Origin of the sequence: Stutzerimonas stutzeri (assembly GCF_051028275.1) — a bacterium.
Lineage (GTDB): Bacteria > Pseudomonadota > Gammaproteobacteria > Pseudomonadales > Pseudomonadaceae > Stutzerimonas > Stutzerimonas stutzeri_AS.
The window spans coordinates 3,414,607-3,435,074 of record NZ_CP069269.1; the positions used below are offsets into that span (position 1 = coordinate 3,414,607).

23 protein-coding genes are annotated in these 20,468 nt (G+C 61.5%); 12 read left to right on the plus strand and 11 right to left on the minus strand.

Annotated features, from left to right (window positions below):
• Nucleotides 1–64: 64 nt before the first annotated feature.
• The 5 genes from JQR87_RS15865 to JQR87_RS15885 form a co-directional block, all read right to left on the minus strand.
• A complete protein-coding gene (locus tag JQR87_RS15865) occupies nucleotides 65–1,492 on the minus strand; it encodes a cbb3-type cytochrome c oxidase subunit I (RefSeq protein ID WP_407295305.1) in 1,428 nt (475 codons plus the stop codon).
• A gap of 3 nt (nucleotides 1,493–1,495) precedes the next feature.
• Nucleotides 1,496–1,936, minus strand: coding sequence for a c-type cytochrome (locus JQR87_RS15870; RefSeq protein ID WP_407295303.1), 441 nt, complete (start codon nucleotides 1,934–1,936; stop codon nucleotides 1,496–1,498).
• A gap of 547 nt (nucleotides 1,937–2,483) precedes the next feature.
• Nucleotides 2,484–2,735 carry a cytochrome C oxidase subunit IV family protein gene (locus JQR87_RS15875; RefSeq protein ID WP_407295301.1) on the minus strand — a complete coding sequence of 84 codons (252 nt, stop codon included), beginning with the start codon at nucleotides 2,733–2,735 and terminating at the stop codon, nucleotides 2,484–2,486.
• Between the two features lie 10 nt (nucleotides 2,736–2,745).
• Nucleotides 2,746–3,327 carry a cytochrome c oxidase subunit 3 gene (locus tag JQR87_RS15880; protein WP_407295298.1) on the minus strand — a complete coding sequence of 194 codons (582 nt, stop codon included), beginning with the start codon at nucleotides 3,325–3,327 and terminating at the stop codon, nucleotides 2,746–2,748.
• Nucleotides 3,311–4,117, minus strand: a complete 807-nt coding sequence (locus tag JQR87_RS15885; protein ID WP_407295296.1) for a CbbQ/NirQ/NorQ/GpvN family protein — start codon at nucleotides 4,115–4,117, stop codon at nucleotides 3,311–3,313. Before JQR87_RS15885 ends, JQR87_RS15880 begins: the two co-directional genes overlap by 17 nt.
• 353 nt (nucleotides 4,118–4,470) lie before the next feature.
• Here JQR87_RS15885 and JQR87_RS15890 point away from each other — a divergent pair, with 353 nt between their 5' ends.
• Genes JQR87_RS15890 through ahbB (JQR87_RS15925) form a run of 8 tightly spaced genes read left to right on the plus strand, consistent with a single transcriptional unit; the run spans nucleotide 4,471 to nucleotide 10,003 of the window.
• A complete protein-coding gene (locus JQR87_RS15890; RefSeq protein WP_407295293.1) occupies nucleotides 4,471–6,180 on the plus strand; it encodes a cytochrome D1 domain-containing protein in 1,710 nt (569 codons plus the stop codon).
• A gap of 50 nt (nucleotides 6,181–6,230) precedes the next feature.
• Complete coding sequence (locus tag JQR87_RS15895; RefSeq protein ID WP_407295291.1) at nucleotides 6,231–6,545, plus strand: c-type cytochrome; 315 nt, start codon at nucleotides 6,231–6,233, stop codon at nucleotides 6,543–6,545.
• A 16-nt stretch (nucleotides 6,546–6,561) separates the two neighbouring features.
• Nucleotides 6,562–6,903 carry a c-type cytochrome gene (locus JQR87_RS15900; RefSeq protein WP_407295289.1) on the plus strand — a complete coding sequence of 114 codons (342 nt, stop codon included), beginning with the start codon at nucleotides 6,562–6,564 and terminating at the stop codon, nucleotides 6,901–6,903.
• A complete protein-coding gene (locus JQR87_RS15905; RefSeq protein WP_407295288.1) occupies nucleotides 6,900–8,078 on the plus strand; it encodes a cytochrome D1 domain-containing protein in 1,179 nt (392 codons plus the stop codon). The genes JQR87_RS15900 and JQR87_RS15905 overlap by 4 nt, the downstream gene beginning before the upstream one ends.
• A gap of 1 nt (nucleotide 8,079) precedes the next feature.
• A complete protein-coding gene (locus JQR87_RS15910) occupies nucleotides 8,080–8,538 on the plus strand; it encodes an Lrp/AsnC family transcriptional regulator (protein WP_407295286.1) in 459 nt (152 codons plus the stop codon).
• Entirely contained in the window at nucleotides 8,535–9,050 is a 516-nt protein-coding gene (gene ahbB / locus JQR87_RS15915) for a siroheme decarboxylase subunit beta (protein WP_407295283.1), read from the plus strand. Before JQR87_RS15910 ends, ahbB (JQR87_RS15915) begins: the two co-directional genes overlap by 4 nt.
• The gene (locus JQR87_RS15920; protein WP_407295280.1) at nucleotides 9,043–9,486 is read left to right on the plus strand and encodes an Lrp/AsnC family transcriptional regulator; all 444 of its coding nucleotides are present in this window, start codon (nucleotides 9,043–9,045) and stop codon (nucleotides 9,484–9,486) included. The genes ahbB (JQR87_RS15915) and JQR87_RS15920 overlap by 8 nt, the downstream gene beginning before the upstream one ends.
• Nucleotides 9,461–10,003, plus strand: coding sequence for a siroheme decarboxylase subunit beta (gene ahbB, locus JQR87_RS15925; RefSeq protein WP_407295278.1), 543 nt, complete (start codon nucleotides 9,461–9,463; stop codon nucleotides 10,001–10,003). The genes JQR87_RS15920 and ahbB (JQR87_RS15925) overlap by 26 nt, the downstream gene beginning before the upstream one ends.
• Here ahbB (JQR87_RS15925) and JQR87_RS15930 read toward each other — a convergent pair.
• Entirely contained in the window at nucleotides 9,981–10,211 is a 231-nt protein-coding gene (locus tag JQR87_RS15930; RefSeq protein ID WP_407295275.1) for a hypothetical protein, read from the minus strand. The two genes, ahbB (JQR87_RS15925) and JQR87_RS15930, sit on opposite strands and share 23 nt — an antisense overlap.
• 341 nt (nucleotides 10,212–10,552) lie before the next feature.
• Here JQR87_RS15930 and nirJ point away from each other — a divergent pair, with 341 nt between their 5' ends.
• From nirJ to JQR87_RS15950, 4 genes are all read left to right on the plus strand, one after another.
• Nucleotides 10,553–11,734, plus strand: a complete 1,182-nt coding sequence (nirJ, locus tag JQR87_RS15935) for a heme d1 biosynthesis radical SAM protein NirJ (protein WP_407295272.1) — start codon at nucleotides 10,553–10,555, stop codon at nucleotides 11,732–11,734.
• Nucleotides 11,735–11,797: 63 nt separating this feature from the next.
• Nucleotides 11,798–12,643, plus strand: a complete 846-nt coding sequence (gene cobA / locus JQR87_RS15940) for a uroporphyrinogen-III C-methyltransferase (protein WP_407295269.1) — start codon at nucleotides 11,798–11,800, stop codon at nucleotides 12,641–12,643.
• On the plus strand, nucleotides 12,634–14,127 hold the full coding sequence (locus JQR87_RS15945) for a cytochrome D1 domain-containing protein (RefSeq protein WP_407295267.1): 1,494 nt from the start codon (nucleotides 12,634–12,636) through the stop codon (nucleotides 14,125–14,127). Before cobA ends, JQR87_RS15945 begins: the two co-directional genes overlap by 10 nt.
• A 243-nt stretch (nucleotides 14,128–14,370) precedes the next feature.
• The gene (locus JQR87_RS15950) at nucleotides 14,371–15,231 is read left to right on the plus strand and encodes a LysR family transcriptional regulator (RefSeq protein WP_407295264.1); all 861 of its coding nucleotides are present in this window, start codon (nucleotides 14,371–14,373) and stop codon (nucleotides 15,229–15,231) included.
• A gap of 34 nt (nucleotides 15,232–15,265) precedes the next feature.
• Here the strand turns inward: JQR87_RS15950 and JQR87_RS15955 are convergent, their stop codons facing one another.
• The 5 genes from JQR87_RS15955 to JQR87_RS15975 form a co-directional block, all read right to left on the minus strand.
• Entirely contained in the window at nucleotides 15,266–16,399 is a 1,134-nt protein-coding gene (locus tag JQR87_RS15955) for an HPP family protein (RefSeq protein WP_407295262.1), read from the minus strand.
• 126 nt (nucleotides 16,400–16,525) lie between these two features.
• Nucleotides 16,526–17,665 carry an HPP family protein gene (locus tag JQR87_RS15960; RefSeq protein ID WP_407295260.1) on the minus strand — a complete coding sequence of 380 codons (1,140 nt, stop codon included), beginning with the start codon at nucleotides 17,663–17,665 and terminating at the stop codon, nucleotides 16,526–16,528.
• 324 nt (nucleotides 17,666–17,989) lie between these two features.
• Nucleotides 17,990–19,180 (minus strand): NnrS family protein, encoded by a 1,191-nt coding sequence (locus JQR87_RS15965; RefSeq protein WP_407295258.1) that lies wholly within the window; start codon nucleotides 19,178–19,180, stop codon nucleotides 17,990–17,992.
• Nucleotides 19,181–19,696: 516 nt separating this feature from the next.
• Nucleotides 19,697–19,879: a twin-arginine translocase TatA/TatE family subunit gene (tatA, locus tag JQR87_RS15970; RefSeq protein ID WP_407295257.1), complete on the minus strand. Its 183-nt coding sequence runs from the start codon at nucleotides 19,877–19,879 to the stop codon at nucleotides 19,697–19,699.
• A 33-nt stretch (nucleotides 19,880–19,912) separates the two neighbouring features.
• Nucleotides 19,913–20,467 (minus strand): nitrous oxide reductase accessory protein NosL, encoded by a 555-nt coding sequence (locus JQR87_RS15975; RefSeq protein WP_407295255.1) that lies wholly within the window; start codon nucleotides 20,465–20,467, stop codon nucleotides 19,913–19,915.
• Nucleotide 20,468: the final 1 nt, after the last annotated feature.

Sequence of the window (20,468 nt, forward strand, 5' to 3'; positions counted from 1 at the left end):
CGCGGCTCTTAAAATGAAACGGCCCGCTGAGTCAGCCGGGCCGTCGGTCACATCTGCACCTGTTTCAGGCCGCAGCAACAGCCGCAGAAACATCAGCCGTTGCGCGACCACGCTGCCTAAAGCTGAACAGGTAGAACATCAGCCCGATCAGGAAGAAGACGCCGGCGATTAACCGCAACCAGAAGAACACCGCCAGTTGATCCGCCGTATTCATGAAGGACATCGCCGCGCCATCTGCCGGAATTCGCTGCAGCCAGACCTGCACCACACCCGCCATGGTGAGCAGCAGCGTGATAGCCACCATCGACAGGGTCATCATCCAGAAGCCCCAGATCTCGACGCGCTGCGCACGGGCATCGGGTGCCTCACCCAGACCGCGAAGGCGCGGCATGGCGTAGCTGATCAAGGTCATGACGATCATCGCGTAAGCGCCGTAGAACGCCAGGTGGCCATGGGCTGCAGTGAGCTGAGAACCGTGTGTGTAGTAGTTCACAGGCGCCAGGGTGTGCAGGAAGCCCCACACGCCAGCGCCGAAGAAGGCGGTCACGGTGGTGCCAACGGCCCAGTAGGTAGCAGCCTTGTTTGGATGCTCGCGGCGGCGACGCTTCACCATGGTCAGCGAGAACAGCACCATCGCAAAGAACGGTAGCGGCTCCAGGGCGGAGAAGATCGAGCCCAGCCACAGCCAGACCTCAGGCGCGCCGATCCAGAAGAAGTGGTGCCCGGTACCGATGATGCCGGTGATCAGCGCCATGGCGATAATCACGTAGAGCCACTTCTCGATCACTTCGCGGTCCACGCCGGTGATCTTGATCAGGACGAATGCCAGCATCGCACCCATGATCAGTTCCCATACACCTTCCACCCACAGGTGCACCACGAACCACCAGTAGTACTTGTCACGCACCAGGTTTTCCGGGTTGTAGAAGGAGAACAGAAAGAACACTGCGAGGCCAATCAGGCCGGTCATCATGACCACGCTAATCACCGTCTTGCGGCCTTTGAGCATGGTCATACCGACGTTGTAGAGGAACCCGAGGGCGACCACCACAATGCCGATCTTGGTGACCGTGGGCTGCTCGAGGAATTCGCGTCCCATGGTAGGCAGAAGTTCGTTTCTAGTCAGTTCGGCCAATGCCGCATAAGGCACAAGCAGATAGCCCAGGATCGTCAGCACGCCGGCAACGGCAAACACCCAGAACAGAATGATCGCCAGCTTCGGGCTATGCAGTTCGCGGTCCGCCTCTTCAGGAATAAGGTAGTAGGCCGCCCCCATGAAGCCGAACAACAGCCAGACGATGAGCAGGTTCGTATGAACCATACGTGCCACGTTGAAGGGAATCAGCGGGAACAGGAAATCACCCACCACATACTGCAAACCCATGATCAAACCAAACAGGATCTGCCCGACGAATAGCATCAGGGCGAACACGAAGTAGGGTTTGGCCACGGCCTGCGATTGAAATTTGAGATGTGGATTCATGATGCTCATCTCTCAGCCCTCCCTGTTTGGCGGCCAATTGTTGGTGTTGATCTTCGAGGTCCACTTGAGAAACTCGGCCATGTCATCGACTTCCTGCTCGCTCAGATTGAACTGGGGCATCGACCTGCGCCCGGGCACGCCAAGCGGCTGAGCTTTCATCCACGCCTGCAGGAAGGGCTTGAAGGCCGCGTCCTCACCGCGCCGAAAGAAGACGTTGCCCAGTTCCGGCGCAAAGTACGCGCCCTCTCCGAGCAGACTGTGGCATCCGATGCAGTTGTTGTTTTCCCAGATCGCTTTGCCGCGGACGACAGCTTCGGAAATACCCGACTCGTTGGATCGTCCGGGAAAGGTCTGCTCGGTGTGATAGGTCAGGCCCACAAATACCAGGAGGAAAAACACGCTCCCTCCAAAGTAGATATTTCTGGCCATTCCCTTGGTAAAGGTGTCTGACATGGTCGTCTCCTCATGGCTTGGCGTGGCCAGTTTAAGAAGCGAGCTATCGAAACCTGCTTGATGGCAATCAAGAAAAACCTGAACGTGGAGGTCGGGTTTTCAGGATGGCCGCTGATCGCCAGCAAGGGCCGGGCGTCCCCTTGGCTGCTACGGGCGTGGAGTGCGCTTCCACTCCCCGAACCGGCTGCCTTTGTGGGAGCGAGCTTGCTCGCGATTAGACGCTGGGTGGCGGGGAGCTCATGGGGATGAGACGTCCGGCAGCGCTCATGATGTCGAGCGGGAAAAACCGCCGCCGATAGCCAGAAAGCTGGCTCCTATAAAAGCCGTGCGGTTCAGCAGGCCTCAGCGCTGATGTCTGGCGCGGTCACGCTTCCGAAGAACCGTAGGAGCGAGCTTGCTCGCGATCCAACGCTGGGTGGCGGGGACTCATTGGGACAGACGTCCGGCAGCGCTCATGATGTCGAGCGGGTAAAACCGCCGCCGCTGATCGCCAGCAAGCTGGCTCCTACAAAAAGCCGTGCAGTTCAGCAGGATCGCCGCAGCGCCTTCACAGGCTCATCACAAGCAGAATCCCGCCCGCCATCGCCATCGGCCAGCCGAGCAGCAGCAGGCGCCACATCAGGGGTGCATGGCGCAGCTCCATGAACCCATCGGTGATCAGCCAGGCCTTGGCTGCCGCAACGGCGAACACGGCGCCGGCGAGCAGCAGGGTCGAGCCGGCGCTGCCCAGCCGGACGGTGGCGGTCGACAGCAATGCCAACGCCAGCCAGCAACCGATCAGCATCTTGGAAGCGGACATCGCGACCTCGTCAGTCGAGTAGGTAGACCAGCGGAAAGAGCAGCACCCAGACCAGGTCCACCATGTGCCAGTAGAGCACCCCGGATTCAAGGCCGGCGCAGTCATCCGGTCGGTACTGGCCATGATAGCTGCGCAGCGCCATCCAGCCGAGGATGACCATCCCGAGCAGCACGTGCAGGAAGTGGAAGCCGGTCAGAATCCAGTAAAGGGTGAAGAAGATGTCGTGCTCCAACCCCAGCCCGAGCGACACCAGGTGCGCATACTCGCCGAGCTTGAGCACCACGTAGAGGCAGGACGACCCCAGCGCCGCCGTCAGCAGCAGCGCAGCCCGCCGCCCCCGATCAGCACGCACCTGCTCGACTGCCAGTGCGGCCAACAGCCCGGCCGTCAGCAGGCTGAGCGTCAGTGCAAGACCCGTCGAGCTGTCGAGTGCCTTGCGGCTTTCGCCGAACAGCTCCGGGTTGAGCTTCTGCGCCACGGCGAACGCCAGGATCAGAATGGCGAACACGGTCAGCTCGGCGAGGATGAAGAACCACATCGCCAGATCACCCGGCAGCCGCCGAACGACCACGCCCTCAGGCGAAGTGGACATCGACCACATCCATTAGCGCCGCAACGGTTTGCGGGTCATCCGACAGCGGCTCGGCGAGACAGGCCATACAGGCCTCACGAGCGCTCATGCCGGAACGCATCATCCGGGCGGTAAAGATCAGCAGGCGGGTCGAGGCGACTTCCTCCAGATCATGCTGTTCGAGGCGGCGCAGCGCCTGGCCGAGCTTGACCACCTGCGCCGCAAGCGGGGTCTCGACCCCGGCCTCGTTGGCGACGATACGCACCTCCTCCTCGGCCGGCGGGTAGTCGAAACGCATGGCCACGAAGCGTTGCCGCGTACTCGGCTTCATGCCCTTGAGCAGGTTCTGATAGCCGGGGTTGTAGCTGACCACCAGCATGAAGCCAGGCGGTGCCCTCAGCGTCTCACCGGTGCGTTCGATGAACAGCTCTCGACGATCGTCCGCCAATGGATGCAGCACCACGGCGGTGTCCTGCCGCGCCTCCACCACTTCGTCCAGATAACAGATGCCACCTTCGCGAACGGCGCGGGTCAGCGGTCCGTCCTGCCACCAGGTGCCTTGCGCGCCGATCAGGTGTCGGCCGACCAGATCCGCAGCGGAGAGGTCGTCATGGCAGGCCACCGTGTAAAGCGGCAGGTTCAGCCGGTGCGCCATGTATTGCACGAAACGGGTCTTGCCACAGCCGGTCGGGCCCTTGATCAGCACCGGCATGCCGTGCCGCCAGGCCTGCTCGAAGAGCACCTCTTCGTTGCCCAGGGATTGGTAGAACGGAGCAGGTGCGATGTCGACCAGGTTCTCGGGCGCGTTCATTAGCGATACCTCATGCAGCAGCTGATTTGTCTGCCGCCAAGCTAATTCGCCCCGGCTCCCCTCTCAAGGCGTCTGCCGGCGAAGCTTGATTGCGGTCAAGCCCAGGTCGAAATGAATACCAACAGGCCCGCCAGAACGACCATCCGTACCGTCCCCATACCGTTTCTCAATTGCCATTGGCCGCCCCGCGACACGACGTCACGCCTGGCGCATCCCGAATCGACTCTTGATTGCCATCAAGCGCTCGAACCAGGGCCCCGCCCTAGGATGCAACCGCACATAGCAAGACTCAGGAACTGCCACACCGTCGCCATCAAGCAGGAACCGCACGAAGCGGTCAGAGGAGAAACCGTATGAGCAAGAAAATATTGGCGGGCGTGTTTGCCGGCTTTTCACTGCTCGGCCTGGCAGTTGCCCAGGCCGCCGTGAATGCCGAGAACGCCAACGCTGCGCTCAAGGGCGAGGCATCGACCATTGACCCGGCCAGCGCCCAGGTCGTCCATACGCCCGGCGCACCAGATCTGGACGCCGGCGAGTTCGAACATGCCAAGGAAATCTATTTTCAGCGCTGCGCTGGCTGCCACGGTGTGTTGCGCAAGGGTGCGACCGGCAAACCGCTGACCCCCGACATTACCCAGGCGCGCGGTCAGCAGTTCCTGGAGGCACTGATCACTTACGGCTCGCCCGCCGGCATGCCGAACTGGGGCACTTCCAACGCACTGACCAAAGATGAAATCACGCTCATGGCGAAATTCATCCAGCACACCCCGCCTACCCCGCCGGAGTGGGGCATGGCCCAGATGAAAGACACCTGGCACGTGCTGGTCAAGCCCGAAGACAGGCCGACCAGGCAGATGAACAAGCTGGACCTGCCGAACCTGTTCTCGGTCACGTTGCGTGACGACGGCAAGATCGCGCTGATCGACGGTAACACCAAGGAGATCGTCAAGACCATCGACACCGGCTACGCAGTGCATATCTCGCGCATGTCCGCCTCCGGCCGCTACCTGTTTGTGATCGGCCGCGACGCCAAGATCGACATGATTGACCTCTGGGCCAAGGAACCAACCAAGGTCGCCGAGATCAAGGTGGGCATTGAAGCCCGCTCGGTGGAAACCTCCAAATTCAAGGGCTACGAAGACAAGTACGTGATCGCCGGTGACTACTGGCCGCCGCAATACACCATCATGGACGGCGAAACCCTGGAGCCGTTGCAGATCGTCTCCACTCGCGGCATGACTGTCGGCACTCAGGAATACCATCCGGAGCCTCGCGTAGCGGCGATCATCGCCTCCCACGAGCATCCGGAGTTTATCGTCAACGTCAAGGAAACCGGCAAGGTAATGCTGGTTAACTACGAAGACATCGACAACCTGTCCACTACCACCATAGGGACCGCACCTTTCCTGCATGACGGCGGCTGGGACGTGACTCACCGCTACTTCATGACGGCGGCCAACAACTCGAACAAGGTTGCAGTGATCGACTCCAAGGACCGCAGGCTCGCTGCGCTGGTCGATGTCGGCAAGATCCCGCATCCGGGCCGCGGCGCCAACTTCGTCCATCCCAAGTTCGGCCCTGTCTGGGCGACCAGCCACCTGGGCGATGAAAGCATTTCACTGATCGGCACCGACCCGGAAAAACATCCGGATCAGGCCTGGAAGGTCGTCGAAACGCTCAAGGGACAAGGCGGCGGCTCGCTGTTCATCAAGACCCATCCGAAGTCCAAGCACATGTACCTCGACACCACCTTCAACCCTGACGCCAAGATCAGCCAGTCCGCTGCGGTGTTCAACATTGACGATCTGGGAGCGGGCTATACCGTGCTACCAATCGGCGAGTGGTCCGGTCTGACAGACGGCGCCAAGCGCGTCGTGCAACCGGAGTTCAACGAAGCGGGCGACGAAGTCTGGTTCTCGGTCTGGAGCGGCCAGGAGGAGCAATCGGCTATCGTCGTGGTCGATGACAAGACGTTAAAGCTGAAAAAAGTGATCAAGGACAAAAGGTTGATCACCCCAACCGGTAAATTTAACGTCCATAACACTCAGCACGACGTGTACTGAGTAAAAACCGGGGGGACGAAGATCCCCCTTTAGCCTTGAGGAAGTCACTCATGAAGAAGATTCTCATCCCCCTGCTCGCTTTAGGCGGCGCGATGGCTCTGCAGCCTGCCGTGGCTCAGGACGGTGAAGCGCTGTTCAAGAGCAAGCCTTGCGCGGCCTGCCACAGCATCGACGCCAAGCTGGTTGGCCCGGCGCTGAAGGAAGTCGCTGCCAAGTACGCGGGCCAGGAAGGCGCTGTCGATATGCTCGCCGGCCACATCAAGAACGGCACTCAGGGTAACTGGGGTCCTATCCCAATGCCGCCAAACCCAGTCACCGAAGAAGAAGCCAAGACCCTAGCCGAGTGGGTTCTTAGCCTCAAGTAACACCTTGGAGGACATCATGATCAGGTCCCGACATGCAATATTCGGTTTGGGGCTCACCTTGGTGTCCCTCCTCCCCTTTTCCGCTGCCCTGGCCGACGGTCCTACAGCCGAACGCCAGGCTCAGCTCGAACACCTTCTGGTGCAGGACTGCGGCTCCTGCCACGGCCTGCGCATGACCGGCGGCCTTGGCCCCGCACTGACCCGAGACGCCATCAATGGTAAACCCCGCGACTACCTGATCGCCACCGTGACTCACGGACGGGCCGGCACTGCCATGCCCGGCTGGAATGCCCTGCTCGACGATGGGGACATCGCCTGGCTGGTTGACTTACTGCTCGAAGGATACCCAAAGCCATGAAGCGTCTACCCCTGTTGCTGGCCCTTGCCGGCCTGCTGCTCGGTGCCTGTGCTCAGCAACCGCTGCGCGGCACCGGTGATATGGGCGTAGTGGTGGAGCGGGCCACCGGCTCCCTGCAGATCATCGAAACCAGTGGCAAGAGCCGCCTGGCGCGTATCGAAGGGCTTGGCGATCTATCTCACGCCTCGGTGGTATTTTCCCGCGACGAGCGCTTCGCCTATGTCTTCGGCCGTGACGGCGGTTTGACCAAGGTCGACCTGCTGCGCCAGCGCATCGATAAGCGCGTGGTGCAAGCTGGCAACAGCATCGGCGGCGCCATCAGCCAGGACGGGAAGCTGATCGCTGTCGGCAACTACGAACCGGGCGGTGTGAACGTCTTCGACGCAACGTCGCTGGAACTGGTCGCGGACATTCCTGCCACGCCACTGGCCGATGGCAGCCGTAACTCCCGCGTGGTCGGTGTCATCGACGCGCCAGGCCGACGCTTCATTTACAGCCTGTTCGACACCCACGAAACCTGGCTGCTGGATTTCAGCCAAGGCAACACGCCTGAAATTACCCGCTTCGAAGACATCGGCAAACAGCCCTACGACGCGCTGCTCACGCCTGACGGCCGCTATTACATCGCTGGACTGTTCGGCGAGGATGGCATGGGCAAGATTGACCTTTGGCACCCTGACCGCGGCGTCGAGCGCATCATCGACGGCTACGGTCGCGGCCAGGCAAAGCTGCCCGTCTACAAGATGCCTCACCTGGAAGGCTGGACCGTCGCGGGCAACCAGACGTTCGTCCCCGCCATCGGCCAACACCGAGTGCTGGTAATGGACTCGCAAAGCTGGAAGCAGACCGACGCCATCGACGTCGCGGGCCAGCCGGTATTCGTCATGGCGCGGCCGGATGCCCGGCAGATCTGGGTGAATTTTGCCCACCCCGACAACGGCAAGGTCCAGATCATCGATAGCGAGACCCACCAGATCATCAAAACGCTCGAGCCCGGGCCGGCTGTGCTGCACATGGAATTCACGGCCCGCGGCGACCAGCTCTGGCTGTCGGTACGCGACGGTAACGAGGTTCAGGTCTGGGACCCGTACTCACTGAAGCTGATCAAGCGCCTGCCGGCAGACAGCCCGAGCGGCATCTTCTTTACCAGCCGCGCGCACGAGACGGGGTTGTGACATGCCTATCGACCTCCTCAGCCGCCGCCTGATCGACCGCTTCCAACACGGGATGCCGCTGTGTGCCGAACCCTATCGAGCCATGGCCGAAGCGCTGGAATGCAGCGAAGACGACCTACTGGTTTGCCTCGAACAGCTGGAAAGCAGCGGCGGTCTGTCACGCATCGGCCCTGTGTTCGAGCACAGTCGCGCCGGTGCCAGCACCCTGGTGGCCCTCGCCGTGCCGGAAGAACAGCTGGAACAGGTTGCGGCAATGATCAACCGTTACCCCGAGGTCAATCACAACTACCTCCGCGAGCATCGCTATAACCTCTGGTTCGTGCTCACCGGGCCGAATCGTGCCCATATAGACGCGCTTCTGGCCGCGATCGAAGCGCAAACGGGGCTCGCCCCGCTCGATTTGGCCATGCAGGCGGCCTACCGCATCGACCTCGGTTTCCCCATTGGAGAGGCGCCATGACGTTACGCCTGACCGACCTCCAGGCATTAGAGCTGCGACGCTTGCTCGAGGCCGGGCTGCCGCTGGCCGCGCGGCCGTATAAGGTGCTGGCCGAACGCATTGGCGCCAGCGAGGATGCGGTGCTCGAACAGGTGCGCGACTGGAGCGAGAGCGGACTGTTTCGGCGCGTTGGCTTGGTGCTCAAGCACCGCGCCCTGGGTTTTCGCGCCAATGCGATGCTGGTGATGGATGTACCTGACGGACAGGTCGATGAGGTCGGACGCAAGCTTGGCCAGGCCGCGGGTGTGAACCTTTGCTACCAGCGTCGACGGCGGATGCCGGACTGGCCCTACAACCTGTTTTGCATGGTTCATGGTCGAGAACGCGAGCAGGTGTGCCGCCTGATCGAAGACATGCTCGCTGAGCACGGACTGCGGGATGTACCCCATCAGCTGCTGTTCAGCATCCGCGCCTTCAAGCAGTGTGGCGGCCGTTACGCACCGCCCGCTGCGCTGGAGCACGCCCATGGATGAGTTCGACCGCCGCCTGATCAACCGTCTTCAGCATGGCCTGCCGCTAGTACGTCACCCCTGGCAGGCTCTGGCCGAAGAACTGGACGCGGAGCCGCAACTGCTTCGCGAACGGCTGCAAGCGCTGCTCGACGACGGCACCCTGACCCGCTTCGGGCCGATGTTCGACATCGAGCGGCTGGGCGGCGCTTTCACCCTCGCCGCGCTATCAGTGCCTGAGTCACGTTTCGATGCAGTAGCCGAACTGCTGGCAGCGATGCCTGAAGTCGCGCACAACTACCGCCGCGAACACATTTGGAACATGTGGTTCGTGCTCGGCTGCGCCACGCCTGAGGGCATTGCCGAAAGCATTGAGCGTATCGAGACGCTGACCGGCCTGCCGGTGCTCAACCTGCCCAAGGAGGAGACCTACCATGTCGGACTGCATTTCGCTGTCTGAATCGGCTGCCCGGTCTGACACAGCACCGCTGGCGAAACGCCTGGTCGAACTTACCGAAGCAGGTCTGCCCTTGGTAGACGACCCATGGGCCTGGCTGGCCGAGCGGTTGAAAATCAGGGTCGACGACACCCTCGCGCTGCTACAGCGACTGCAAGCCGAAGGCGCGATTCGTCGCATCGCTGCGGTGCCCAATCATTACCGTCTCGGCTATCGCTACAATGGCATGACCGTGTGGGACGTGGACGACGCGGACATCGCCCGCCTCGGTCCGTTGATCGGCGCGCAACCCTTCGTCAGCCACTGCTATCGCCGCCCGCGCAGGGAGAGCTGGCATTACAACCTGTTCGCCATGGTGCATGGACGCAGCGCGGAGGAGATCGACGCTTATCGTGCCCAGATTCGCCAGCTACTCGGCAATGCTTGTCACGCCGATGAGATGCTGGTCAGCAGCCGCATCCTGAAAAAGACCGGCTTGAGGATAGGCACGGCTGGCATCAAAAACGCCACTCAGGCTTGAACAGGCCGACTAGAAAGAAAACCGTAGAGAAGCACCAGATAACGAGCGCATAAAGACGGATTTGCTCAGCATTCCAATGCCAGGTAAACCAGTCCAGAAAAATCATGCTCTTCCAGCCCTCAATCCACTGGGCACCACCCCAGCTGAGGATCCATTTCCAGAACAGACTGTTAAGCACATAGAGCCCGACGAATTCGACAGTGCCCATTAGACTGCTCCGCTGCAGTAGGAAATGTGGTGCTTAACCACTGGCCACGTCTTTCGCATTTGAATTCCCAACCGGTTCATTCTATCGGCCGCCCGACCCACTTTTCCGCGCTGAGCGGTGCGTTCGCGATGGTATCCATCCGGCTCGGTTGTATCCATGAGATGCCAACACCAGTCCTCGATTCTGTGACAGCCCTCTGGCTGGAAGGCAACCTGACCCAATCGGGTGGTGCCTTGCCCTAACCATGGTTTTGTTGTTTCCGGTCAAGGATGGCCTGGCTCTGCTCGGGGATGCTGCACTCAACGAACCACGCAATGCGCGTGAGCGGGGAGGAAACGCCCATGTTGAGAATCAGCCATTATCTGCGTGCCCTCGCCCGGCCAGCGATGCCGGTGCTGGGGGCACGCAGCCCGAGCGCGAGCCGGCCGCCAGTGGTGATCTGGAACCTGCTGCGACGCTGTAACCTGACCTGCAAGCACTGCTATGCGACCTCAGCGGACAGCGTCTTTCGCGACGAGCTGGACACGGGCGAAGCCCTCAAAGTGATCGACGATCTGCATGATGCCGGCGTACGCGTGCTGATTCTCTCCGGTGGCGAGCCGCTGCTGCGCGACGACATCTTCGAGCTGTCCGAGTACGCGCGACTACGCGGCTTCTTCGTCGCGCTGTCAACCAACGGCACGCTGATCGACGAGCAAAACATCGATCATATCGCCGCAGCGAAGTATGACTACGTGGGCATCAGCATCGACGGTCTGGAAGCGGTGCACGACGACTGGCGCCAGCTCAAGGGCAGCTTTGCCGCCTCGATGCATGCCATCGACCTGTGCCGCCAACATGCCATTCGTGTCGGTCTGCGCACCACCCTGACGCAGAACAATTACCCGCAGCTCCCCGCCCTGCTGGCGCTGATGCGTGAGCACGACGTGCAGAAGTTCTATCTCTCGCACCTCAATTACAGCGGCCGCGGCAAGCACAGCCGCAAGGCCGATGCCCATCATCAGATGACCCGCGACGCCATGCACCAGCTCTTCGAACAGGCCTGGGACGACGTGCAGAACGGCCGCGACACCGACTTCGTCAGCGGCAACAATGACGCTGACGCTGTTCTGCTGTTGCAGTGGGTCGAAGCCAAACTACCCGAGTACCGTGATCGTCTGGAGCGGATGCTCCGTGCCTGGGGCGGCAATGCATCCGGTGGCGGCATCGCCAATATCGACAACATTGGCAACGTGCACCCGGACACCTACTGGTGGCAGCACAGCGTCGGCAACGTTCGCAAGCAACCATTTCGCGAACTCTGGCTGGACCGGCCCGAGCCTCTGCTCAAGGCGCTGCGACAGCACCCACGCGCCGTAACGGGGCGCTGTGCCGAATGCCGCTGGCTGCCGATCTGCAACGGCAATACCCGCACCCGTGCCTGGGCCGTAGGCGACCTGTGGGGCGAAGACCCCGGTTGCTACCTCAGTGACCAGGAGATTGGCCTGCCGCAAACGCAGCGCATTCCCAGCGTCACCCTTTGACACCGAGAGCGGCCAGGAGCCGCCCATAGATACCGCCGGCCCGATGAGACCGCAGGAGTTCGCATGGATCAGCCAAACTTTCTCCCCGCTTCCCTTGGCGCGACGCTGGCCGCTGGCGAGGTCGCCTTGGTCGGTGCCGGACCCGGCGATCCCGGATTGCTAACCCTACGCGCCTGGAGCCTGCTGCAACAGGCCGACGCGGTGGTCTACGACCGCCTGGTCAGCGACGATCTGATGAAGCTCCTACCCGAGCGCTGCGCCCGACACTATGTCGGTAAAACCAGCGGCTACCACAGCCTGCCGCAGCCGCAGATCAACCAGCTGCTGATCGATCTGGCCAAGCAGCACCTGCGGGTGGTGCGGCTCAAGGGCGGCGATCCTTTCATCTTCGGCCGCGGCGCCGAAGAACTTGAATACCTGCTGGCGCATGGAATTAACGGTCAGGTGGTTCCAGGCATTACTGCGGCTGCTGGTTGCAGTGCGTACGCCGGCATCCCATTGACCCACCGCGACCTGGCGCATTCCTGCCAGTTCATCACCGGCCACTTGCAGGAAGACGGCGCTTTGCAACTACCCTGGCGCAGTCTGGTCGAGGGCAAGCAAACGCTGGTGTTCTACATGGGGCTGGCCAGCCTTGGCGAGATCTCATGCAACCTGATCGCCGCCGGCCTGCCAGTGGACACACCGGCGGCGCTTATCGTCAACGGCACTCGAACCGATCAGCGCGTGGTGCGTTGCACCCTGGCACAGCTGCCAGTGATGGCGCAGGAAAAACAATTGAAGCCTCCGACATTGACGGTCATAGGTGAGGTGGTCGGTCTGTTTGCCAACCATGCTCTGGAGTTTCCGGCTCGTCTGCGCGCCGAGACCCATTCACAGCCGGCCGCCCTGGAGGCGCTATGCAACTGATTCCCTTCGTCCTGCTACTGCTCTGCGGTGCGGTACACGCCGCACCCGTGGCCGTGTCGCTGGACCAGGCGGGCACGCTTTACCAACAACATTGCCAGAGCTGTCACGGTGTTAACCGTCTCGGTGGTGCCGGCCCGGCGCTGTTGCCCGAAAGCCTCAGCCGGCTCAAGCCCGACGAAGCCCGCGAGGTCATCCGCAATGGCCGCCCGGCCAGCCAGATGTCCGCGTTCGGTGATCAATTGAGCACCGCGCAGATCGACGGGCTGGTCAGCTACCTTTATCAGCCTGCCGCAACGCCGCCGACCTGGAGCGACGCTGACATTCGCGCCAGCCACCGCATCCTGGCTGACGTGAACACCCTGCCGGGCACACCGCAGCACGGCGCCGACCCGCTCAATTTGTTCGTCGTGGTGGAAGCCGGCAACCATCATGTGCGCGTGCTGGACGGGGATCGTTTCGAGGAGCTGGCTAATTTCCCTTCGCATTTTGCGCTGCATGGTGGGCCGAAGTTCTCGCCAAATGGCCGCTTCGTCTACTTCGCGTCGCGCGATGGCTGGATCAGTGTCTACGACCTGCACAACCTGACCATGATCGCCGAGGTCCGCGCCGGCCTGAACACCCGCAATCTCGCCGTCAGCAACGATGGGCGCTGGGTGCTGGTGGGCAACTACCTGCCGGGCAACCTGGTGCTGCTGGACGCGCGCGACCTGTCGCTGGTCAAGCACATCCCCGCGGTCGCCGCCGACGGCACCCAGTCTCGGGTCAGCGCCGTCTACACCGCCCCGCCGCGCGACAGCTTCGTCGTGGCACTGAAAGACGTAAAGGAAGCCTGGGAGATTTCCTATGCAGGCGAGCCGGACTTCCAGCCGCGCCGCATCGAGGCTGCCGACTTCCTCGACGACTTCTCCTTTACCCCAAACTACCGCTACCTGCTGGCCACTTCCCGCAAAGCCCTCGGTGGGCAAGTGATCGACCTGGACACCGGCGATGCCGTCACGGACATTCCCCTCCCAGGCATGCCGCACCTCGGTTCGGGGATCTACTGGAAGCGCGGCGGCAACTGGGTGTTTGCCACGCCCAACGTCAGCAAAGGGCTGATTTCAGTACTGGATATGCAGAGCTGGAAGCTGATCAAGGAGATTCCCACCGAAGGACCGGGCTTCTTCATGCGAAGTCACCAGCATTCACCCTACGCCTGGACCGACGTGTTCTTCGGCCCCAATAACGACGCCGTGCACCTGATCGACAAGCAGACACTGGAAATTGCCCACACACTGCGCCCAATGCCCGGCAAGAACGCCGCGCACGTGGAGTTCACAAACGACGGACGCTATGCCCTGCTCAGCGTTTGGGACACCGATGGCGCCTTGCTGGTCTACGACGCGAAGACGTTGAAAGAGATCAAGCGCATCCCGATGAACAAGCCGTCCGGCAAATACAACGTCGGCAACAAGATCGAGTTCGCCGAAGGAACTTCTCATTGAAGGCCGGGTTTGAAGCAAGACGGCGTTTCGTAGCGGCGAGCTGGCGAGACCAACCTTGGTAGCTCGGATCGCCAGTAAGCTGGCCTTACAGATAACCGGATTTCCGCCCGATCCGTGGCAACCCGAGCGAGCATGTTTCTCGCCCTGCCGGAACGGCCGGGCATTTAAGCACCGATAGACCGGAAGCCGCTTTCATCTATCCGTTCGACCTGCTTTCATACGGGCTTTTCAAGTGAGCCCTCAATGGACATCGATCTCGCCCGCACCTTTCTCGAGATCATCCGGTGCGGCAGTTTCATTGCCACTGCCGAGCGCTTGCACATCACCCAGACCGCCGTCACCGCTCGGGTTCGTAGCCTGGAAACGCAGCTTGGCTGCAGGCTGTTCGTGCGCAACCGCGCCGGGGCGCGGCTGACGAGCGATGGCGAGCGCTTCGTCGCCTACGCTAACCAGCTGGTGCAGACCTGGGAAACCGCTCGACGTGATCTGCCGTTGCCTCGTGGCTACGACAACCTGCTGTCGCTGGGTTCCGAAGTGAGCCTGTGCAATCCACTGATGCTTGCCTGGGTGCGACGGCTGCGCCAGAGCATGCTTGACCATGCCTTTCGCAACGAAGTGGCCAGCGGCGATGAACTGCAAGAGCAGTTAAGCCTCGGCGTGCTGGACGCTGCGCTGGTGCACCAGCCCGAATACCGGCCTGGCTTGCAAGTCGAGCAACTGCTCGAGGAAAAGCTGATTCAGGTGGTTCATAGCGCGATCCCCGAACCTTATCTGTACGTCGACTGGGGTCAGGCGTTTCAGAACCAGCACGACCGCGCCCTGCCGGAACACATTCGTGCTGCATTGTCCTTCAACCTCGGCCCACTGGCTCTGCAATATCTGCTGCAGCATGGTGGCCGCGGTTATTTCCGCACCCGGGTTGTCCAGCGCTACCTCGACGAAGGTGCGCTCAAGCGAGTCGACCACGCGCCCGAGTTCAGCTACCCGATCTATGTGGTGTACTCACGGGCAGCCGAGTCCGCAGCCCTCTCCACCGCAATCGCCCTGCTGCGCGAGGCGGCAGACGAGGAATACGACTGGTCGCGCTGGAACTATGAGATCTAGACGGTAGATCCCGCTGAGGCCGACCAGCTCACCGTCACTCGCTCAACCGTTTCATCCAGTTCTGATACAGCCCGGCAACCAGGTCGGTCTGGGTGATCATGCCCACCAGGCGCTGCTCGGCATCCACCACAGGAAGACAGGACATGCGCCGATCCGCCAGCAAATGCACCAGATCGGCAAGCTGCGCGTCCTCATGTACCGAGACCACCGGCGCGCTCATGACTTTCTCTACACGGACCTCGCGGCCGAACGTCAGCCGCCGAAGATTGAGTCGCGACGGGCTGGGCTCGAAGTGCTGTAGCAGATCGGTCAGGGTGACGATGCCTACAAGCTTATGGCTGTTGGGCTCGATGACCGCCAGCGAGTGCAATCGATGGCGACGCACTATCGCCCAGGCCTGACGAATCGGAGCGCCCGGCTCGATCCAGTGCAACTGACGGCACATGATGTCCGCTGCGGCGACTGTGCCCATGCTCCGCCGGATCGCATGGGTTTCGGTGCGCTTGATCAGCTCGATCAGATCGTCGCGGGTTACGTCGACGTACTCGCCGAAATCCTGCAGAGCGCGGTCCACGTCATCGCTGGTGAAGCTCCTGTGTTCTTCGCCCAGCGGGACGCTCTGCGTGCCGGCAGCCGATGCACGCGGCTTGGGATAGGGATGGCGCGTGAGGTTGTTGTAGATCAGGGCAGCGACGATCAATAACAGCGAATTAAAGCCGACCGGCAACAACAGGCCGTAGCCCAGTTCGCTGATCCCGGGCCCGCCAATGGCGGCGACCATCGCTAGCGCACAACTGGGCGGGTGCATGCAGCGAAGCAGAAACAGACAGGCAATGGCCGAGCACACAGCCAGCACCGCTGCCGCAACGGTCGGCAAACCGCTTGCACCCAGGGCAACGCCTATCGTTGCGGCGATAAGATTGCCGCCAAGGACCGACCAGGGCTGGGCGAAGGGACTGGATGAAGCAGTAAACAGAATGACTGCCGAGGCACCCGCTGGCGCAACGATATGCAGCGTGACCGGACCGCCGAACAGCCAGAGCCCGAGCGCGACCATCGGCAGCACCACCAGCCCGACACCAAATACCGCGCGCAGCCACTCCTTCGGCCCCACGCTCAATGGCACCGGAATAAAGGATCGCAGCCAGTCGTTGCGGCGCTCTTGCATGGGGCTCGGCTTAGGCGGGTATACCGTTCAGGCACTGCGACCCGGCCACAGGTTCCGACAGCCGCTACCGAATGCTGCCGTGATGCGGTGCATAGCACGACCCGACCCGGCCAGCGCAACAGCGGCTCAGTCGGGCAAGTGCTTCAACCAGTTTCGATAGAGGGCCGCGATCAGATCGGTCTGGGTGATCATGCCCACCAGGCGCTGCTTGGCATCAACCACCGGCAGGCAGTGCAGACCGCGGTCGGAGAGCAGGAATACCAGATCAACCATGTGCGTATCCTCGTTAACCGAGACCACAGGTGTAGTCATGATCGAACGCAGACGGCCGCCCTCTGAACGTTTCAGTTGACCTAGACGCAAGCGTGCCGGCGCGGAGCGCAGATGCTTCAGCAGGTCGACGAGCGTGACAATGCCCAGCAGCTCCCGACTATCGGCTTCAACCACCGGCAGGGAATGCAGCCGGTGCTCACGCAGACTTTGCCACGCTCGCTGTATGGAGCAGTCAGCCGTCGCCCAGTAGAGATCGCGCGACATGATGTCCGCGGCGCTGATTTCGCCCATGCTTCGCCGCAGCGCATGCTTCTCGGTCTGTTTGATCAGCTGAGCGAGGTCATCGCGGGTGACGTCCACGTATTCACCGAACTCGGCCAAGGCCCGTTCGATATCGTCTTCGCTGAAGCTCATGCGTTCGCTGGGCAGCGGGTCGTAGGTGTGATGCGCGTTGGTCTTTGGTGCCCGCGCCTTGGGATACGGATGCCCGCTAAGGTTGTTATAGATCAGCGCAATCGACACCAGCAGCAACGAATTGAACGCCACAGGATAGAGCAACTGAAAACCGTAGGCATGCAGCTCCGGGCTACCAACCACCGCCACCAACGCCAGCGCAGCACCTGGCGGGTGAAGGCAGCGAAAACCGAACAGACAGACAATTGCCATCGCCCCGGCCAGGCCAGCGGCCATCGCCACCGGAAGCGCGCTGGCGCCCAACGCAACGCCGATCGCCGCTGCGAGCAGGTTGCCTGCGATCACCGACCACGGCTGGGCAAAGGGACTCGATGAGGCAGCGAACAGCAGCACCGCGGACGCAGCTGCTGGCGCAGCCAGCGGCAGCGTGACCGAGACGCCGAATACCCAGGCGCTGAGTGGAATGACCAATAACAAAGCCAGGCCGATGCCCGTAGCGACGCGCAGCCATTCGACAGGACGCGCCGTAAAAGGATCAGGCACAAAGGATCGGCACCAGTCGATAAGGCGTTCGTGCATGGTTCCTACTTGTTCGAGCTAAATCGATTGCCTCAGCGACAGGGCTCCGCTGACGGACGCCGCTTCGGCAAATTGAGGTGGCGAATGCGTCGAATTGATGCATTCGTCATTTTGCGTGCCCATTGTCGGTGCGGCACAAACGCAGTTCCAATGAATAGTATTGATGCTCTGCAGCAGTATTTTTGTTGATAAACGCAGTGCGACCGGTAGTGGACACTTGAAGTCTTTTTCGTCATCTCCGATGCCCGCGATCGCCGAGCCGCAGCTGACCGCACCGAAACAGACAGACAGACGGCGGCTTTTTAAGAGGAAAGTGTTCGGCGCTTAGCCTGGGTGACCATCGACTCGCGCAGTGACCAGCATCGGTGCGTAACGCCAAGCATAGAGCGCGAAGGCCAACGCCCAGCAGATCGCCGCCAACCATAGCCCCAACATTGTCCACTCGCTGACGAGAAATACCCGCGACGCCGCGCCGAAGTTGAACAGCACGAAGGCCCCCCCAATGCCGGACGGCAGCTGCAGCGGTCGTCCGGTATGGCCAAGCGTAACGCGCGCGATCATCGCAAGGATCAAACCGCTCATGGAGCCGACCGACAGCGCGTGCAGTGACGAACTAGAGCTGGCTAGCAAACCAAAATTCCACATTGCCAGGCCGGTTGCCGCGACCACCAGCCAGAGCATGGCCAGGTGCAGCGACCACAGCAGCGGCACGCGCCAGATACCGCTGTCATACCAGCGCACCAACCGCAGCAGATGCCCTGCGGCAATGGCAGAAAACAACACACCGAGCCAGAGGTTCTGTTGCAGCGCCAAGCCGGCCGCGTGGAGTACAGCGATCAGACCCGTGCCGACCAGCAGCGCGACGTCCAACCAGAGCCAAGGCTTGACCGCTGCGGTGTGACCGAGGCCGCGCTGCGTGAAGAACGGAATCACGCGCCCACCAATGATTGCCATCAGCGCCGCCACCAGCCATAGCCCGGCGAGTACACCCTGGCGCTGCAAACCGTCATCGGCCAGCGCAACACCGCAAAGCACCAGCACGTCGGCACCCGTCATGAGGCTGAGCACGGCGATGATCGGGTAGTTTCGCTTCTGCCTGACCACCCAGAGCATGCGCGCCATAAGGCCAGTCACACCAAGCATGAACAGTAGCTCCAGCGGAATCAGCACCGCCAGCGGCAGACCGAACAACCAGCCGAGCCGCGCCAGCAGCCAGACCACCGCAAGCACCATCAGCCTGTTGCCGGAGATACCTGGCTGGCCCGTCCAGGTCTGCCCTGCCGTCAGTAGAAAGCCTGCAACGATGGCCATGGCGAAGCCGAACAACATTTCGTGACGATGCCAGGACAACCATCCGCCGGTTGGCTGAAAGCCGGGCCAGGTGCCTGTCCAGACCGCAACCCAGAGCGGAACCGCGAACAGCGCGAATAGACTGCCGGCTAAGAAAAACGGACGAAATGCAAGCCGCCACAGCGGCGGGATACTCAAGGCTTTTCGCCGATCGATGACTTGCACGCGGGCCTCCTGACTAGTTTCTGCGTCGGCTTGCCATACATAGTTGCAGGCCGAATAACTGCGGCTCGGAAATTATCAGAGCCAGGGTTACTTTCTACAGGTTAGGAGCCATTCGCAGACTTGATTGCGATCAGCTTTTCTCAGGAGAGGGAGTCTGGGTGATGGCCGGTCCCAGGCCAGCGCCCGCCTCCGCCAACGGCTCGCCCAGGTAACCGGCATCACGCAGATGCCAAACAATGATCGCGAGCACGCTCGCTCTACGACAAGCGAGCCGATGCTGAGTCAGCTTAGTGAACACCGGGCGAAGACGCGCCGCTTCCGGTAGGAGCCAGCTTGCTGGCGATCCGGGCTCACACAGGTAACCGGCACCAGGCGGATGCTGAACGACGATCGCGAGCACGCTCGCTTCTACAACAAGCGAGCCGATTTGAGTAGCTACGTGAACTACAAGTCTTGAGGCAAGCGAACCGATTGCCTGAGCTCCTGGCCCGCAGGCTGAGGGCTTCAGTGAAGCGCTTACTTCAACTCCTGCTTCACCGTTTCGCCCTGTGCTGCGCCCTCGCCATCGCTCATGGATTTGCGAAAGCCATTGATCGCGCTGCCCAGATCCGAGCCCAGACCGCGCAGGCGCTTGGTGCCGAACAGCATGACCACGATCAGCAGAACGATCAGAAGTTGCCAGATGCTGATGCCCATCATTTCAAATACCTCATCGAGTTGTTGGTTAGCGGCCTAATGACCGGCGTGAGCCCGTTGCTGGTCTGACATACCGTGCGATATGCCGGACGCCTGTTGCAGTACCGATTGGTCGATATCCTCGAAGCGCAACACCTGGCCGCCGTGCAACGCGGCCAGACCCTTGGCGGCGGACTCTTCTGCGAAGGTCGCCAGCACCGCACCCATTGCACCCTTCAGCTGGGTGCCGGTGACATAGTAGGCACTGGTGGCATCGATCAAGTATTCATCGTCCGGTTGTTCCCAGGTGCTGCGGCCCATGTCGTGCACATAGAGTTTGGCGTTGAGCATGCGATTTTCAGGCTGCAACCACCAGCCGAGCATTTCCGCGGCGGAGCAGAATTTCCGCACCCCGCCCTTTTCCACTGCCTGACCCTTAGGCCCGGCGAAGTCGCTGATCAACATGCCGCAAACGTGGCACTCATCGCTGTTGTGAAAGGCGACCGGCTCGAGCGGCTGTTCATCCCGTTCCGCCTCACCGCAACCGGCCAACCCCAACAGCAGTGCAGCGGCAATCAATACACGCGAAGCATGGCTATATAACGCATTCATG

What these genes read in the sequence shown, in the direction of transcription:
- JQR87_RS15865 (WP_407295305.1), bottom strand. Translation starts at nt 1,492, where the DNA reads ATGAGCATCATGAATCCACATCTCAAATTTCAATCGCAGGCCGTGGCC.
- JQR87_RS15870 (WP_407295303.1), bottom strand. Translation starts at nt 1,936, where the DNA reads ATGTCAGACACCTTTACCAAGGGAATGGCCAGAAATATCTACTTTGGA.
- JQR87_RS15875 (WP_407295301.1), bottom strand. Translation starts at nt 2,735, where the DNA reads ATGTCCGCTTCCAAGATGCTGATCGGTTGCTGGCTGGCGTTGGCATTG.
- JQR87_RS15880 (WP_407295298.1), bottom strand. Translation starts at nt 3,327, where the DNA reads ATGTCCACTTCGCCTGAGGGCGTGGTCGTTCGGCGGCTGCCGGGTGAT.
- JQR87_RS15885 (WP_407295296.1), bottom strand. Translation starts at nt 4,117, where the DNA reads ATGAACGCGCCCGAGAACCTGGTCGACATCGCACCTGCTCCGTTCTAC.
- JQR87_RS15890 (WP_407295293.1), top strand. Translation starts at nt 4,471, where the DNA reads ATGAGCAAGAAAATATTGGCGGGCGTGTTTGCCGGCTTTTCACTGCTC.
- JQR87_RS15895 (WP_407295291.1), top strand. Translation starts at nt 6,231, where the DNA reads ATGAAGAAGATTCTCATCCCCCTGCTCGCTTTAGGCGGCGCGATGGCT.
- JQR87_RS15900 (WP_407295289.1), top strand. Translation starts at nt 6,562, where the DNA reads ATGATCAGGTCCCGACATGCAATATTCGGTTTGGGGCTCACCTTGGTG.
- JQR87_RS15905 (WP_407295288.1), top strand. Translation starts at nt 6,900, where the DNA reads ATGAAGCGTCTACCCCTGTTGCTGGCCCTTGCCGGCCTGCTGCTCGGT.
- JQR87_RS15910 (WP_407295286.1), top strand. Translation starts at nt 8,080, where the DNA reads ATGCCTATCGACCTCCTCAGCCGCCGCCTGATCGACCGCTTCCAACAC.
- ahbB (WP_407295283.1), top strand. Translation starts at nt 8,535, where the DNA reads ATGACGTTACGCCTGACCGACCTCCAGGCATTAGAGCTGCGACGCTTG.
- JQR87_RS15920 (WP_407295280.1), top strand. Translation starts at nt 9,043, where the DNA reads ATGGATGAGTTCGACCGCCGCCTGATCAACCGTCTTCAGCATGGCCTG.
- ahbB (WP_407295278.1), top strand. Translation starts at nt 9,461, where the DNA reads ATGTCGGACTGCATTTCGCTGTCTGAATCGGCTGCCCGGTCTGACACA.
- JQR87_RS15930 (WP_407295275.1), bottom strand. Translation starts at nt 10,211, where the DNA reads ATGGGCACTGTCGAATTCGTCGGGCTCTATGTGCTTAACAGTCTGTTC.
- nirJ (WP_407295272.1), top strand. Translation starts at nt 10,553, where the DNA reads ATGTTGAGAATCAGCCATTATCTGCGTGCCCTCGCCCGGCCAGCGATG.
- cobA (WP_407295269.1), top strand. Translation starts at nt 11,798, where the DNA reads ATGGATCAGCCAAACTTTCTCCCCGCTTCCCTTGGCGCGACGCTGGCC.
- JQR87_RS15945 (WP_407295267.1), top strand. Translation starts at nt 12,634, where the DNA reads ATGCAACTGATTCCCTTCGTCCTGCTACTGCTCTGCGGTGCGGTACAC.
- JQR87_RS15950 (WP_407295264.1), top strand. Translation starts at nt 14,371, where the DNA reads ATGGACATCGATCTCGCCCGCACCTTTCTCGAGATCATCCGGTGCGGC.
- JQR87_RS15955 (WP_407295262.1), bottom strand. Translation starts at nt 16,399, where the DNA reads ATGCAAGAGCGCCGCAACGACTGGCTGCGATCCTTTATTCCGGTGCCA.
- JQR87_RS15960 (WP_407295260.1), bottom strand. Translation starts at nt 17,665, where the DNA reads ATGCACGAACGCCTTATCGACTGGTGCCGATCCTTTGTGCCTGATCCT.
- tatA (WP_407295257.1), bottom strand. Translation starts at nt 19,879, where the DNA reads ATGATGGGCATCAGCATCTGGCAACTTCTGATCGTTCTGCTGATCGTG.
- JQR87_RS15975 (WP_407295255.1), bottom strand. Translation starts at nt 20,467, where the DNA reads ATGAATGCGTTATATAGCCATGCTTCGCGTGTATTGATTGCCGCTGCA.